The sequence below is a fragment of the Ruegeria sp. HKCCD7255 genome, assembly GCF_013031565.1.
Lineage (GTDB): Bacteria > Pseudomonadota > Alphaproteobacteria > Rhodobacterales > Rhodobacteraceae > Ruegeria.
This window is the reverse complement of sequence record NZ_WQAG01000010.1, coordinates 112,533-127,766: the sequence shown is the minus strand read 5'-3', so window position 1 is coordinate 127,766 and position 15,234 is coordinate 112,533. Positions and strand designations below refer to the sequence as shown.

At 56.8% G+C, this 15,234-nt stretch carries 15 protein-coding genes; 11 read left to right on the top strand and 4 right to left on the bottom strand.

Features of this window, described 5'->3' with window-relative positions:
* Positions 1-7: 7 nt before the first annotated feature.
* Positions 8-1,177, bottom strand: a complete 1,170-nt coding sequence (locus GOX45_RS17070) for a mandelate racemase/muconate lactonizing enzyme family protein (RefSeq protein ID WP_171102371.1) — start codon at positions 1,175-1,177, stop codon at positions 8-10.
* Positions 1,178-1,258: 81 nt separating this feature from the next.
* Positions 1,259-2,272 (bottom strand): TRAP transporter substrate-binding protein, encoded by a 1,014-nt coding sequence (locus GOX45_RS17065; RefSeq protein ID WP_171102370.1) that lies wholly within the window; start codon positions 2,270-2,272, stop codon positions 1,259-1,261.
* Positions 2,273-2,470: 198 nt separating this feature from the next.
* Between GOX45_RS17065 and GOX45_RS17060 the strand changes: the two genes are divergently transcribed.
* Positions 2,471-3,121: a GntR family transcriptional regulator gene (locus GOX45_RS17060; RefSeq protein ID WP_171102369.1), complete on the top strand. Its 651-nt coding sequence runs from the start codon at positions 2,471-2,473 to the stop codon at positions 3,119-3,121.
* Here GOX45_RS17060 and denD read toward each other — a convergent pair.
* Positions 3,118-4,086, bottom strand: coding sequence for a D-erythronate dehydrogenase (denD, locus tag GOX45_RS17055; protein ID WP_171102368.1), 969 nt, complete (start codon positions 4,084-4,086; stop codon positions 3,118-3,120). The genes GOX45_RS17060 and denD overlap by 4 nt on opposite strands.
* A complete protein-coding gene (locus tag GOX45_RS17050) occupies positions 4,083-4,967 on the bottom strand; it encodes an NAD(P)-dependent oxidoreductase (RefSeq protein ID WP_171102367.1) in 885 nt (294 codons plus the stop codon). The genes denD and GOX45_RS17050 overlap by 4 nt, the downstream gene beginning before the upstream one ends.
* A 189-nt stretch (positions 4,968-5,156) precedes the next feature.
* Between GOX45_RS17050 and GOX45_RS17045 the strand changes: the two genes are divergently transcribed.
* The 10 genes from GOX45_RS17045 (at position 5,157) to GOX45_RS17000 (ending at position 15,219) form a co-directional block, all read left to right on the top strand.
* Positions 5,157-5,915: an SDR family oxidoreductase gene (locus tag GOX45_RS17045; RefSeq protein ID WP_171102366.1), complete on the top strand. Its 759-nt coding sequence runs from the start codon at positions 5,157-5,159 to the stop codon at positions 5,913-5,915.
* Positions 5,912-7,708, top strand: a complete 1,797-nt coding sequence (locus GOX45_RS17040) for an IlvD/Edd family dehydratase (RefSeq protein ID WP_171102365.1) — start codon at positions 5,912-5,914, stop codon at positions 7,706-7,708. Before GOX45_RS17045 ends, GOX45_RS17040 begins: the two co-directional genes overlap by 4 nt.
* Before the next feature lie 13 nt (positions 7,709-7,721).
* Positions 7,722-8,570 carry a fumarylacetoacetate hydrolase family protein gene (locus GOX45_RS17035; RefSeq protein ID WP_171102364.1) on the top strand — a complete coding sequence of 283 codons (849 nt, stop codon included), beginning with the start codon at positions 7,722-7,724 and terminating at the stop codon, positions 8,568-8,570.
* On the top strand, positions 8,563-9,486 hold the full coding sequence (locus GOX45_RS17030; protein ID WP_171102363.1) for a 2-hydroxyacid dehydrogenase: 924 nt from the start codon (positions 8,563-8,565) through the stop codon (positions 9,484-9,486). The genes GOX45_RS17035 and GOX45_RS17030 overlap by 8 nt, the downstream gene beginning before the upstream one ends.
* Before the next feature lie 16 nt (positions 9,487-9,502).
* Positions 9,503-10,093 (top strand): LysE family translocator, encoded by a 591-nt coding sequence (locus GOX45_RS17025; RefSeq protein WP_171102362.1) that lies wholly within the window; start codon positions 9,503-9,505, stop codon positions 10,091-10,093.
* 104 nt (positions 10,094-10,197) lie between these two features.
* Positions 10,198-11,298 carry an S-methyl-5-thioribose-1-phosphate isomerase gene (gene mtnA / locus GOX45_RS17020; protein ID WP_171102361.1) on the top strand — a complete coding sequence of 367 codons (1,101 nt, stop codon included), beginning with the start codon at positions 10,198-10,200 and terminating at the stop codon, positions 11,296-11,298.
* A 155-nt stretch (positions 11,299-11,453) separates the two neighbouring features.
* Entirely contained in the window at positions 11,454-11,966 is a 513-nt protein-coding gene (gene napF / locus GOX45_RS17015) for a ferredoxin-type protein NapF (RefSeq protein ID WP_171102360.1), read from the top strand.
* Entirely contained in the window at positions 11,963-12,223 is a 261-nt protein-coding gene (locus GOX45_RS17010; RefSeq protein ID WP_171102359.1) for a chaperone NapD, read from the top strand. The genes napF and GOX45_RS17010 overlap by 4 nt, the downstream gene beginning before the upstream one ends.
* A gap of 28 nt (positions 12,224-12,251) precedes the next feature.
* Positions 12,252-14,744, top strand: a complete 2,493-nt coding sequence (gene napA, locus GOX45_RS17005; RefSeq protein WP_171102358.1) for a nitrate reductase catalytic subunit NapA — start codon at positions 12,252-12,254, stop codon at positions 14,742-14,744.
* A 46-nt stretch (positions 14,745-14,790) separates the two neighbouring features.
* Positions 14,791-15,219 (top strand): nitrate reductase cytochrome c-type subunit, encoded by a 429-nt coding sequence (locus GOX45_RS17000; protein ID WP_171102357.1) that lies wholly within the window; start codon positions 14,791-14,793, stop codon positions 15,217-15,219.
* Positions 15,220-15,234 lie beyond the last annotated feature (15 nt).

Genomic DNA, 15,234 nt, shown 5'->3' with positions numbered 1-15,234 from the left:
CTCGTCCCTATCCGTCGATCGTGTAATGCGTGATGAAGTCCCGATTTGGCTCGACCCCCAGTCCGGGGCCGGTCGGGATCGTGACGCGGCCGTTATTGGCCTTGACCTGTTTTTGAATTTCCAGCGGAACTGTCAGTAGATCATCCCGGAACTTGTTGTCTGTCGTGTCGAACTCCAGCATCGGTTCCCACGGGTGCAACCCACCCGGCAGCGCGGGCATGGACGCCAGAAGATGCAGATTGGTCGCAACGGCGATGGCGCTGCCCCAGACATGATTGACCACAGGTGTGAAATGCGCGTGGCAAAGCGCCAGCACCCGAAGGTATTCCGAGATACCGCCCAAAGCGCAAACCTCGGGCTGCGCGATGTCTAGGCCCCGGTTTTCAAGAAGATGTCGCCAGGCCCAGCGGTTGAACACCGCCTCACCACCCGAAATGTTGATCTTCAACCCGGCGCGAAGTTCGCGATAGCCGTCAATGTCTTCGGGCGCGACGGGTTCTTCGAACCAATAGGCGTCCAGTTCTTCAAGCGCGCGGCCAACGTAGAATGCGTCCGAGGTTGTGTAAGCGTGGTTCGCGTCGACCATGAACCGAAAACCGTCACCCACGCCTCTCCGAACGGCTTCGCAGAGTTTGACATCCGGTTTTGGACCGAACCCGGTTTTCATCTTAGTGGCGGTAAAACCCATCGCTTTGATTTGCGCGGCTTCGTCCTCGAAACGCCGTGCAAGATCATCGACCGGTTCATCCCGCAGCATCATGCCATAGCCATAGCAGGGCACGGAGTTTCGATGCGCACCGCCCAACAATTTGTGCAGCGGCAAGCCAGAAACCTTACCCGCAATGTCCCAAAGCGCGATGTCCACGCCAGACAAGGCCTGGATCGGCATACCGCTTTGGCCATGGTCTCGCAGAAGGTTATACACCTTGTGCCAGATCACGTCCTTGTCCAACGGGTCCATGCCAAGGACCATTGGTTGAATAACTTTCTCGACGATGGATTTGTTGGCAACGGCCACATTGCCGGGGCCAAAACACTCACCCCAGCCGGTCATCCCCTCGTCGGTCTGAACCTCGACCAGATGGGTTGTGCGCCTGTCGTAGTACTGCTGCGAATAGCCAAGAACTTCCGGCATATCGTATTGCAGGACGTGGCTTGTTATTCTGGTGATTTTCATGAAATCGGGGTCCCGGCGCAAGTTCGGACAGGCCGTTCGCGCGGCCTATCCGTTGTCAGCCAACAATCAGCTGAAGCTTGATTATTGCATCGCGCCCATATCGCGCAGGAAGTTGATGTGGCTCTCCAAAAGCGCCTGGGCTTCGGGGGTCGTGGCAAACTCGGTCCAACCAACTTGAACAGCTGCGCGGTAAGCGGCCAGATCTTCCGGTGTCCATTCGTACAGCTGTACGCCTTTCGCCTTCAGGTCTTTTGCGGTTTGCGCGTTCTGCACTTCGTTGATTGTAGCGTTGTGCAGTGCCAGGCTGTCCATGGCGACTTCCATGATCTTCTTGTGGTGCGCAGGCATCGCGTCCCACACGTCTTTGCGGCATGCCAGATGGTCTGCCGGCATCGAGTGGAAGCCAGGATAGTTGGTGTGCCCAGCGATCTCATAAAGACCCAAGCCCACATTGTTGGTCAGGTTTGCAGCATCCGCACCGTCGATAATGCCAGTTTCCAGCGCGGTGAAGATCTCGTTAAAGTCCATCACGATGGGTGATGCGCCAAGCTCGGCAAAAACCTTGGTGGCCAGACCCGGAGGTGAGCGGAATTTCCAATCCTTGAAGTCTTCGACCTTGGCAATCGGTTTGGTGGAAGACAGCGATTCCGGCCCCGGAATCCACCACCCGATGAACTCCATGTCATAGCCATTGTAAAGGTCGTTTACCGCGTCTCTACCACCACCATGCAGCAGCCAGGCCATTTGCTGATAGGGGTTCTGGTAGCCGCCGAGCAGGTCGCCCGCGAACTGGAATGCAGGGTTTTTACCGGTTTGATAGCCACCACCCGTCATGTCGCAGTCCAGAATACCGGTTGCTGCAGCGTCAAAGGTTTCCACCGATTTGACCACTGATGACGAATAGAACATTTCAACTTCGATTTCGCCATTCGACATCTCTTGGATGTCTTCCACGTATTTGGCAGCCATCTGTCCGGACAGCGTTTCAGGCGAGAAATGCGTTTGAATTCTAAGCTTGGTGGTCTCCGCCACCGCGAAACCGGCTGCCATTGTTGTAGCTAGGGCCGCCACGGCAGCTGTTTTGACTATTTTCATATTGTCCTCCCAGACGTTGAGCGTTCCTTGGGAAAGGAGATCTTGCTGCCTCCCTTGCCGTTACGCAGTTTGACGTTAAGCCGAAGTAGCGGATGCAACAAGAAGAATTTGAGATTTTTAATAATTTCGAGATTATTGCCAAAAATCAAAAATACGTTTAGGACGGGTTCAAGCCCAAACGCAGAGGTGCGTTCCTAAATGAGTGAAGACGTCGATATTTATCAAAGCCTTAGAAGGCGTCTGATCTCTCGGGGATTCGAGCATGGAGCCAAGGTTCGAGCTGAGGAATTGCGAAAGGAATACAATTGCTCGGCCAGTACCGTTCGCGAAGTTCTGTTTCGATTGTCGACGGTTGGCCTTGTCGACTTTCAAGAGCAACGGGGTTTCCGTGTTCCCAAACGCTCGCCCAAGAAGCTTATCGAGCTGACCCATATTCGGATTTTGCTGGAAGCCGAGGGCACAGCGATGTCAATTCGCAATGGCGGAGTGGATTGGGAGGCAAGGCTAACGGCTGCCCATCATAAGCTTAGCCATATCGAAAAGCGCATTCATGCTGCCGAAGATCCAAGTGATCTGGTCGAGATTTGGTTTACGTCGGAAAAGGAATTTCACGAGACGCTCATATCCGCCTGTGGATCGGACACTCTCAAGCAGATGCATGGCCGGATCTACGCGCAATTCAGGCAGCAACTGATGGTGGCTGATCGAAATTTCGGACATATCTCTCAGAACATCAGGCATCATGCCGATATTCTGAAGGCTGCTTTGTCAGGGGATGAGCAGTTGACGCGGGACAAGATCCACGACCACCTGAAGCGCCATCTCACGGGAAAGACGATGGGAGACTAACGGCCAAAGTCATCCTCGAGATAGGCTTGGATGATGTCGTCGAAACTGGTTTCTGCTTTGAAACCCAGCGTCAATGCGCGTTTTGTGTCGAAGTTTCGTGGCCAGCCTTGGACAATGCTGTCGATTGTGGGATCCGGTCTGTACTTGATCAGATTGGCCGTGTTTGCACCGGCCGCTTTTCGCAGCGCTTCGATTTGTTCTGCAACTGTGCAGCTGACGCCGGGCATGTTTAATGCCCGCCGACCTTTCAAACGCGCTGTGTCCAACTGTGCAGCATGTGTCAGAAAACCGGCTGCAGCGCGGGGGCTTGCGTGCCAATGTCGTACGGTGTCGGCCACGGGTAGGACAGCCTCGACCCCATTCAAAGGTTCTCGGATGATCCCCGAGAAAAACGAGGACGCTGCAGCATTGGCCTTGCCCGGGCGGACACATATCGTTGGCAAGCGCAGCGACAGACCATCGATGTACCCCTTGCGGCTAAAGTCCGAAACCATCAGTTCCGACGCGGCCTTCTGCGCTCCGTAGCTGGTCAAAGGGGCCGACAGAAATTCGTCGTCGATCTTCTCGGGAAAGGGGGCTCCGAATACGGCAATCGAGGATGCGAAAACAAACCGGGGGCGGTATTGCCCCTCTGAGGCGTCATGTTCATCTTTCAGCGCATTCAGCAGCGCCCAACTTGCCATCAGATTCACATCCCAGCCCAAGGCAAAGTCGGCCTCGGCCTGACCTGAAACGATCGCGGCCAAGTGGAAAATCAGATCGGGCCGCCGAGCAGCCAGGGCCTTGGCCGCAGTCGGAGCAGCAATATCGCCGACGATCTGTTCACCAGCTGCGCTGGGCGACGGGAAACCAAGATCAAAAAGCGTAACCCGCGCGTCGGGCCCAAAGGGGTTTTCGGTTGAAAGACGCTGCGCCAATTTCTGGCCGAGCATTCCACCGCCGCCGATGACAAGGATCTGTGTCATGACATGCCGTTCCGTTTTTTAAGTTCCAGATACAAGGCCGAATGATCCCAATCGGCCCCGCCCATGTCTTCGATCAGATAGGCGAACCGGTCGCGTACGCTTTGCGTGCTGGGCAGTTCCAACCCCAAACTGCGAGCTTCTTCCAACGTGTTGTCCAGGTCCTTAACCTGAAATTTCGACAAGCCACCCGGTTCGAAATTGCCTTCGGACATGCGTTCGCCATGCTGTTGCAAAATGACGCTATCGGCAAATCCGCCAGTCAGAGCTTTGCGCAGGGCTGCCGGGTCCGCGCCGCCTTGCTGGGCCAGCAGCGTTGCTTCGGCTACGGCGGAAATGGTCACGGCGACGATGGTTTGATTGGCCAGTTTGCACAATTGTCCGGCGCCGCTGGAGCCTACGTGAACCGGGCGTCCCATCGCGGACAGGACCGGTTTGACCTGATCCATCACCTCGGCTTCTCCGCCGACCATGATTGCAAGTGTCGCTGCTTCAGCCCCTTTGGTGCCGCCGGAGACCGGTGCATCCAAATGCGACACTCCAAGCGCTGCCAACTGGGCCGATTGGGCGCGGGCATGTTCTGGCTTGGCGCTGGACATGTCGATCCAGATTGTTCCAGGTTTCAGCTGTTCACAAAAAGACGCATCGTCCAGCAGCGCAGCGGTGGCGGAGCCATCGGACAGCATGGTGATGATGATATCGGCATCCTTTACCGCAAGCGCCGCGCTGTCGGCCACCTTCGCTCCGTCCGAGGCCAAAGGTTGGGCTTTTTCAAGGCTGCGGTTCCAGACCGTCAACGGGAAGCCTGCCGCCAAGAGATTTCGTGCCATCGGGCCACCCATAAGACCGGTTCCCAACAACGCCACGTTCGGTTTTTCGCTCATGTTTTTCTGTTCTCCTCAAACTGCACCGCGCAGGGTTATGGTCAAACCCGCATCTCTGACTTACGCTAACGGCCTGAGGCCTACATGCCAGAAATCGTTTTAAACCTGCATAGGTTTCTTTGTATTTCAGGTGGCCAGGGGAACAAGCATCACCGATTCGGTTGCTAGATATGAGGTCGAAAAGTTTTTATGTCAGAACGACTTAAGGGAAAGCGAGTGCTGGTTTCAGCTGCCGCTCAGGGGATCGGTCGGGCCAGTGTAATAGCCATGGCGCGCGAGGGCGCGATGGTCTTTGCGACGGATATAGACACGCAAAGCCTATCTTCGATTCGCGATGAGAATCTCGAAAATATCGAAATTTTCGAGATGAATGTCAGGGATGACGATAGCGTCCAAGAGGCAGTTGCGCTGGCCAAGCCGGATGTCCTGTTCAACTGCGCGGGCTTTGTTCATCACGGCACCATTCTGGATGCGACGGATGACGAATGGGACTTTGCGATGGATCTGAACCTGCGCTCGATGGTGCGCACGATCAAGGCTGCGCTGCCTGGGATGCTCGAAAGAGGAAGCGGGTCGATCATCAATATGTCCTCGGCTTTGGGGTCTATCATCGGCGCGCCGAACCGTTTTGTTTACGGTACAACCAAGGCCGCTGTTGTCGGGCTGACAAAGTCGGTGGCCGTTGATTTCATAACACAGGGCCTTCGGTGCAACTGCATTTGCCCGGGCACGGTCGACAGCCCAAGCTGGCGCGATCGGGTCGACGCCCTTGGCAAACAACTGGGCAGCCGGGAAGAGGCCCTGGCGCAGTTTGTGGCGCGCCAACCGATGGGGCGTGTCGCCAAAGCAGAAGAGATCGCAGCTCTGGTCGTTTATCTGGCAAGCGACGAGAGCGCATTCACCACAGGACACACACATATCATTGACGGGGGCTGGTCAGGCCAATGACAAAAATATCCAAAGACGATCTGCGGTCGCGCAAGTGGTTCATGAATTCCGACAACCTGGAAATGACCGCTTTGTATCTTGAAAGATACCTCAACTACGGGCTGACGCGGGAAGAGCTGCAATCGGGCAAGCCGATCATCGGCATCGCTCAGACCGGCAGTGATCTGAGCCCCTGTAACCGGCATCATATCGAGCTGTCCAAACGGGTGCGCGACGGGATCATTGCTGCCGGAGGGACATGTATCGAAATCCCGGTGCATCCGATCCAGGAAACCGGCAAACGGCCTACCGCCTCGCTTGACCGCAATCTGGCCTATCTGTCTTTGGTCGAAAGCCTGTTTGGTTATCCGCTGGACGGGGTCGTGCTGAATATCGGATGTGACAAGACTACGCCCGCGCTGCTGATGGCTGCCGCGACGGTGAACATCCCTGCGATTGCCTTGTCTGTGGGGCCGATGCTGAATGGCTGGTGGAAAGGCGAGCGGGCCGGTTCCGGCACCGTCATCTGGAAGGCGCGCGAGAACTTGGCCGCCGGAGAGATCGACACCAATGAGTTCATGGAAATCGCCGCCGCCTCGGCGCCTTCGGTGGGCTATTGCAACACGATGGGTACGGCCACCACGATGAATTCGCTGGCTGAGGCTCTGGGCATGCAGTTGCCGGGTTCTGCAGCGATTCCAGCGCCTTACCGCGAACGTGGGCAGATCAGCTATAAGACCGGAAAACGCATTGTCGAGATGGTCTGGGACGATCTGCGACCCAGCGACATCATGACCCGCGCGGCGTTTGAGAATGCAATCGTCATCAATTCGGCCATCGGCGGGTCGACGAATGCGCCGATCCACCTGAACGCGATTGCCCGGCATCTGGGTGTGCCGCTGGACAATGATGACTGGCAAAAATTCGGCCATGACGTGCCGCTTTTGGTCAACATGCAGCCCGCCGGGAAATACCTGGGCGAAGATTATCAGCAGGCGGGCGGTGTTCCGGCTGTTATCGGAGAGCTGATCGAAGGCGGGCTGCTGCCAAACCCGGATGCGATCACGGCAAACGGGCAATCGATGGGGCAAAACTGCACCAAGCGCCGGTCACTGAATGCGGATGTCATCAAGCCGGTCAGCAACCCGGTCAAGGAGCAGGCGGGCTTTATCAACCTGTCAGGAAACCTGTTCGAAAGCGCGATCATGAAAACTTCGGTGATTTCGCCCGCGTTTCGCAAGGCGTATCTGTCGAACCCGGATGACCCGGATGCGTTCGAGGGCAGGGCGGTTGTGTTCGACGGGCCCGAGGATTTTCATCACCGCATCGATGACCCGTCCGAGAATATCGACGCGAACTGTATTCTGATCATGCGTGGAGCTGGGCCCAAAGGCTATCCCGGTGCTGCCGAAGTGGTGAACATGCGCCCGCCTTCGTATCTGTTGAAACAGGGGGTTGAGGCATTGCCCTGCATTGGCGATGGGCGGCAATCGGGCACTTCGGGAAGCCCATCGATCCTGAATGCCTCACCCGAAGCCGCAGAAGGCGGTGGCCTGGCGCTGGTGCAAAACGGTGACCAGTTGCGGATCGACCTGGGCAAAGGCACTGCTGATATGCTGGTTCCGTTGGAGGAGCTGCACGAACGGGCCCGCGCGCTAGAGGCTGCTGGCGGCTATGCCATGCCACCCAACCAATCGCCCTGGCAGGAGATTTTCCGCGAAAAAGTCGGTCGGTTGGATCGCGGGATGACCCTGAAAGGGGCGGATAAATACAGCGATATCGCGCGCAAATTCATGCCGCGCGACAATCACTGAAGGGGGGACAGACATGAAACTTGTACGTTACGGGGCTGAAGGATCAGAAAAGCCCGCTTTGGTGGATGCGGCTGGACAGCTGCGTGATTTGTCGGCCCATGTGTCCGATATCACCGGGGCCATGCTGGACGATCAGACACTGGGTCAATTGCGCGCGCTGGATCCCGAAAGCCTGCCTGTTGTCGAAGGCGACCCCCGGATCGGGGCATGTGTTGGCAATATCGGGAAATTCCTTTGCATTGGTCTGAACTATTCGGATCATGCGGCCGAGACCGGAGCTGACATTCCAAAACACCCCATCCTGTTCTTCAAGGCAAACTCGGCCATCGTGGGCCCCAATGATGATGTGGTGATGCCGCGCGGGTCGACCCATACGGATTGGGAAGTGGAACTGGGCGTGGTGATCGGAAAGACCGCCAAATATGTCGCGAAAGCGGACGCGTTGAACTATGTCGCCGGGTACTGCATCGTGAACGATGTGTCCGAGCGGCACTTTCAGACCCAACTGACCGGTCAGTGGACCAAGGGTAAATCCTGCGACACCTTTGGTCCCACCGGACCTTGGCTGGTGACCTGCGATGAGGTGCCGGACCCTCAGAACCTGGGCATGTCACTGGATGTGAACGGTCGGCGCATGCAGACCGGAAACACCGCCACGATGATCTTTACAGTGGCGGAAATCATCGAACATCTGAGCCAGCTTTTCACCCTGCACCCCGGTGATGTGATCTCGACAGGCACACCACCCGGTGTTGGCATGGGGATCAAGCCCGAACCGGTCTTTCTAAAAAAAGGCGATGTGATGGAGCTGAGGATCGACGGGCTGGGCACGCAAAAGCAGAAGGTAGGCCAAGATGACTGATCTGTTGCAGATCGGCGGCATCACCGAACGCATGCGTGAGCGTTTGATGGCGGAGTTTGATATCCACCAGACAACCGATTTCAACGCCGAAGATATCACGCATGTCATCACAAACGGCCATGACGGGGTGCCGCAGGATCTGATGGATTCACTGAGCAATCTCAAGATGATTAGCGTCTATGGGGTTGGCTATGATGCGGTTGACGCGCAGACCGCCGCTCGGCGTGGGATCATGGTGACGCACACGCCCAATGTCTTGAACCAAGAGGTTGCAACAACGGCGGTTCTGTTGCTCTTGTCCTGTTACCGAGAACTGTTGCGCGACGATGCTTATGTCCGGTCTGGTCGCTGGGAAACCGAGGGCAACGCCCCTTTGACCCGGTCGGCTGACGGACGAAAGATAGGCATTCTGGGTCTTGGCCGCATCGGTCAGGCCATCGTTGACAAGCTGGAGCCCTGGGCGCCAGAAATCTCTTACCACACGCGCAGCAAAAAGGATGTGCCCTACCGGTATTTCGACTCTTTGCGCGACATGGCCGATCATGTGGACGTGCTGATCTGCATCACACCTGGCGGGCCTTCGACAAACAAGCTGGTCAATGCCGAGGTTCTGCGCGCACTGGGGCCTGACGGAACGCTGATCAATGTCAGCCGGGGCTCGGTCGTAGACGAGGCCGCCTTGATCAACGCGCTTCAAAACGGAGAGCTGGGTTGGGCCGGTCTGGATGTGTTTGCAGAGGAACCGCGCGTGCCCCAGGCCCTGCGGGACCTCCCCAACGTCGTTCTTCTGCCCCACGCCGGTAGCGCCACAGTTGAAACACGGGCCGCAATGGGTGATCTGACTGTCGATAACCTGTTGCGGCATCTCAAAGATGGTTCGGTCCTGACTGCCGTACCGGAATGCCAAGATCTGTAAAGGGTCGGTCTGACAGGTGCTTGAGTTTGTTGTTGCGGTTTTCTTCCTGCTGATAACGCCGGGGCCGGGGGTTCTGACAACTGCCGGTATCGGGTCGGCCTTTGGCTTCCGGGCAGGCCTGGCCTTTATGGCCGGTCTGATGGTGGGCGGATTCATCAACATGATGCTGGTGATTTCAGGCGTCGCCGCTGCCGCTCTGGCCGTGCCTTTGCTGAGAACGGTGCTGCTGTTTGCCTCGGTTGGATATCTGCTGTTTCTGGCCTGGCGCATCGCCAGCGCGGGATCAAAGGTTGGCTTTTCGCCCGCTGCGGCCCCGCTTGGGTTCAGGAATGGCCTGATGCTGCAATTCATCAATCCTAAGGCTTATGTGGTCAGCACTGCGCTGTTTTCCGGCTTTGCCTTCCTGCCCGAAGCACCGCTGTGGGAGGTCATCCTGAAACTCATTCTGTTCAACATGATCTGGGTGCCGGTGCATTTGATTTGGCTGGGGATGGGCGCAAAGCTGGGCAGTCTTGATCTGAGTGAAAAAACGCATCGCGCGATCAACTTTGCGATGGCGTTTTGCTTGGGCGTGGTTGCACTGGTGGCGCTGGTCTCGGTGCTTTGATTGGCCAGGTCTTCATATGATCTCCTTGACGGAACGGCACAGAACTTCAAACTGATCGCAGGCGATTTACACCATACGGTTCGATTTTTCACGGAGGACGTTTGATGAAGGTTGATGGAGTTCACTACCGGTCGATCTGGCGCGATGCGGGCAGCGGAGAGGTGCGGATCATCGATCAGCGCTGGTTGCCCCATGCGTTCAAGATCGTCACCTTGTCCTCGCTGGAAGATTTCGAAGTCGCGATCCGCGACATGTGGGTACGCGGCGCACCTTTGATTGGCGCCACGGCCGCCTATGGGATCGCCGAAGCCATGCAGCGCGACCCCTCGGATCAGAACTTCGAACACTCAAGCGCTGTGCTGTATGCCACACGCCCAACCGCAGTGAACCTGCGCTGGGCTCTGGATCGGTGCCGCGAGGTTTTGTTGCCATTACCGACAGAGCAGCGTGCGGATGCGGCCTGGGCTCTGGCGCTTGAGGTCTTTGAAGAAGATATCGAGATCAACCGCCGCATCGGTGAAAACGGTTTGGCGCTGATCAAGGACATTGCGGCACGAAAGAAAGACGGCGAACCGGTTCGTCTTTTAACCCATTGCAACGCGGGTTGGTTGGCAACAGTGGATTGGGGCACAGCGACCAGCCCGATGTATCACGCGCAGGCCGCTGGCATTCCGATCCACGTTTGGGTCGATGAAACCCGCCCCCGCAATCAGGGGGCGCTGACCTCATGGGAATTGGGCGAGCAGGGGATCAGCCATACCTATATCGTCGACAACGCGGGTGGGCATCTGATGCAGCGCGGGATGGTTGATTTGGTCATTACCGGCACCGACCGCACCACCGCGCGTGGTGACGTCTGCAACAAGATCGGCACCTACCTCAAGGCGCTCGCCGCGCATGACAACGGAGTGCCCTTCTATGTGGCGCTGCCGTCACCCACCATCGACTGGACGCTCAGCGACGGGGTTGCAGACATCCCCATCGAAGAACGCGCCGAGTTGGAAGTAAGCCACGTTCTGGGCATGACCGAAGGGGACGAGATTGGCGATGTGCGCGTAACGCCCAAAGGAACACTGGGCGGTAACCCAGCCTTTGACGTAACACCTAACCGGCTTGTGACCGGTCTGATCACCGAGCGCGGTGTCTGTGAAGCCAGCGCCGATGGCCTCGCGGGTCTATTCCCCGATAAGGCTGGGACCAAGTAAACCAGCCCGCTTGCGTTCGGCTTCAAGGCTCTTCGCATCTTAGATCTCAACGCGGCACAATCGCTAGCTCTGAAAAGAGTATCAATTCGAGATAAAAAGATGTTTTAAATTGTAAAATTCGTTATAGTGAATTTGTGAATCTGAGGTCGCAGCGAATGAGTCAACAGACCACAAGACGCGCATTGCTAAGTGCAAGAGCGCTGAGAAGGGACGAAGATGCGATTCGTCCACCGGGTTGGGTTGAGGCCCGATTTGATGATCTGTGCAACCAATGCGGAGATTGTGTTCCAGTCTGCCCGGAAGGTATTTTGAGAGCTGGCGCTGATGGTTTTCCGAAAGTCGACTTTGACCTTGGCGCTTGCACCTTTTGTGGCCGCTGTGCCGAAAGCTGCCAAACCGGTGCCCTTTCAGCCGAGCATGTTTCGCTATGGCCCTGGCGTGCACTCATCCATGACCATTGCCTCTCAATGACGGGCATCAGCTGCAGGTCGTGTCAGGACAGCTGTGACCAAAGCGCCATTCGTTTCAAACTGCAACTGGGGGGTCGCGCACAGCCAGAGATTGATTTGGACCGCTGCACAGGTTGCGGCGCGTGCGCGTCCGTATGCCCAGTGGGTGCTGTATCTTTCGAACAACAATCTGCTGTCGCGCAAGAGGTTTTGTCATGAATATCTGTGGCTGCCTGGTCCATGTCGCACCTGAACGCAGCAGCGTTGCGCGCCAGGCCATGGACACCACACCGGGTGTGGAAGTGCATGCCGAGGCTGAGGATGGTCGCTTTGTCGTTGTCGTCGAAGACACCGAGGATCGGCTGGCCTCGGAAACCATCATGGATTTGCACCATATCCCGGGCGTCGTCGCGCTGGCCCTCACGTATCACCATTTCGAAGACCCCGAAGCATCGCCTCTGAATTCAACCGAATAGCCCAACCCAATCGCCGGAGACCCATGCCATGACCCTCTCTGACTCGCGCCGGACCTTTCTGAAAGCCACTGCAGCGGCGGCAACGGCGTCAACCGCAGGCCTATCGCTTGGTGCCGGGCCTGCTGACGCTCAGTTCGGCGTTCCTGATATCAAATGGGATAAGGCGCCCTGTCGGTTTTGCGGCACCGGCTGTACGGTTTTGGTTGGCACCAAAGAAGGGCGAGTGGTGGCCACGCAAGGGGACCCGCAGGCCGAGGTCAATCGCGGGCTTAACTGCGTCAAGGGCTATTTCCTGTCGAAGATCATGTATGGCAAAGACCGCCTGACTCAGCCTTTGCTGCGCATGAGAGACGGCGAATACGCCAAAGACGGTGATTTCCAACCGATCTCATGGGATCAGGCTTTCGACATCATGGCCGAAAAATGGAAAGAAACCCTCCGAACCAAAGGTCCCGAAGGTGTTGGCATGTTCGGGTCCGGGCAATGGACCGTATGGGAAGGCTATGCAGCGTCCAAGCTTATGAAAGCGGGGTTCAGGTCGAACAATATTGATCCAAACGCGCGACACTGCATGGCTTCGGCCGTAATGGGGTTCATGCGCTCCTTTGGCGTGGACGAGCCGATGGGCTGCTATGATGATCTTGAGGCTGCAGACACCTTTGTTCTGTGGGGCTCGAACATGGCCGAAATGCACCCCATCCTCTGGTCTCGCCTGACGGACACGCGACTGACCAAGGAAGGTTGCGAAGTACATGTGCTGTCCACATTCGAGCACCGTTCGTTCGAATTGGCAGACAATGGCATGGTCTTCACCCCGCAGACTGACTTGGCCATCCTCAACTACATCGCCAATCACATTATCCAGACCGGGGCTGTGAACGAGGAGTTCCTCTCAAAACATGTCAACATAACCAAAACCGCCACGGATATCGGTTATGGGCTGCGGGATGAGGACCCCTTGCAATTGGCGGCTGCAAACCCGAATTCGGGCGAGCTGACGCCCATTAGCTTCACCGAGTACGCTGAATCCGTTAAGCCATACACGCTTGAATACACAGCAGAAATATCAGGTGTACCTGCGGACAAGCTTGAGCGATTGGCACAGCAATACGCTGATCCGGATCGCAAGGTCATGAGCCTGTGGACCATGGGCTTTAACCAGCACACGCGTGGTTCCTGGGTGAACTCGCTCATGTATAATGTGCACCTTCTGACCGGCAAGATCTCCGAGCCGGGCAACTCGCCATTTTCCCTGACCGGGCAGCCCTCGGCCTGCGGGACAGCGCGCGAGGTCGGCACTTTCGCCCATCGTCTGCCAGCAGATTATGTCGTCACCAACCCCGAGCATCGTGCCAAAGCGGAAAAGATCTGGAAGCTGCCTGAAGGGACCATTCCCGACAAGGTTGGTTTTCATGCCGTGCTGCAGAACCGAATGCTGAAAGATGGCGTCTTGAACGCCTATTGGGTGCAGTGCAACAACAATATGCAAGCCGCCCCGAACATGAACGAAGAAGGCTGGCCAGGCTATCGAAACCCGGACAATTTCGTCACTGTTTCCGATCCGTACCCCACTGTCACAGCCATGTCGGCTGATCTGATCCTGCCCACAGCCATGTGGGTTGAGAAAGAGGGGTGCTATGGCAATGCCGAGCGCCGCACCCAGATGTGGCGCCAGCAAGTGCACGCGCCCGGCGACGCCAAATCAGACCTTTGGCAGTTGATGGAGTTTTCCAAACGCTTCACCGTGGAAGAAGCCTGGGGAGATGAGTTTGTCGCCACGGCGCCCGAGATGGCGGGCAAGACCCTGTACCAGGTTCTTTTCGAAAACGGCAATGTCGACAAGTTCCCCCTTAGCGAAATTCAGCATGGCCACCCGAATGATGATGCCAACCATTTCGGCTTCTACGTTCAAAAAGGCCTGTTCGAAGAATACGCCGCCTTCGGGCGCGGGCATGGCCACGATCTTGCGCCGTTTGAACGCTATCACGAAGAGCGTGGTCTGCGATGGCCGGTGGTCGATGGCAAGGAAACATTATGGCGCTATCGCGAAGGGCATGATCCTTACGTGGAAGAGGGCTCGGAACTGCAATTTTATGGGTTCCCGGACAAAAAGGCCAAAATCATCTTCGCCCCGTATGAGGCTCCGCCCGAAATGCCAGATGATGAGTACAATCTGTGGTTCTGCACCGGTCGTGTATTGGAACACTGGCACTCGGGTTCGATGACCCGCCGCGTGCCGGAACTGCATCGGTCTTTTCCGCTGGCCGTGGTCTATATGCACCCGGACGATGCTGCAGATCGGGATTTGCGCCACGGGCAAGAGGTCAAGGTCGCGACCCGGCGCGGAGAGGTCACCAGCCGGATTTCGACCAAAGGTCGAAACAAGATGCCGAAAGGCCTGGTATTCATGCCGTGGTTTGACGAAGGGCAACTAACCAACAAGCTGACGCTGGATGCGACCTGCCCGCTGTCCAAACAGACCGATTTCAAGAAATGCGCCTGCAAAGTCGAGCGTGCCTAAACGAGGTGACGGTTCAGCCGTTCCGCACACAAAAGGATCATGCAAGATGAACAAGATTGCCGTTTTTGCCTCCGCCCTTCTGATCGCATTCGGCAGCATCGCTCTGGGCCAAGAAATCAAGGACTTGCGCGGGACGCCCCCGGACGCGCCGAGCGTTGTCAACATGAGCCTGCAATGGGAAGGGCGCGAAGGGCGGATGGTCAGGAACTATCGCCAGCAGCCTCCGCTCATTCCGCATTCGATCACCCAGTATCAGATCGATCTGCGAACCAACCAGTGCCTGTCCTGCCATGACTGGACCAAGGCGGGTGAACGCAACGCACCAACGCTTTCGATGACCCATTACCTGGATCGCGACGGGACCGAGTTGGATCACATCGCAGGCACACGGTATTTCTGTAACCAATGCCACGTGCCCCAGGCCGATACAGACGTATTGGTCGAAAACACTTTTGTGCCGTCCCACGGCGAATAACCGACGCGGATCAAA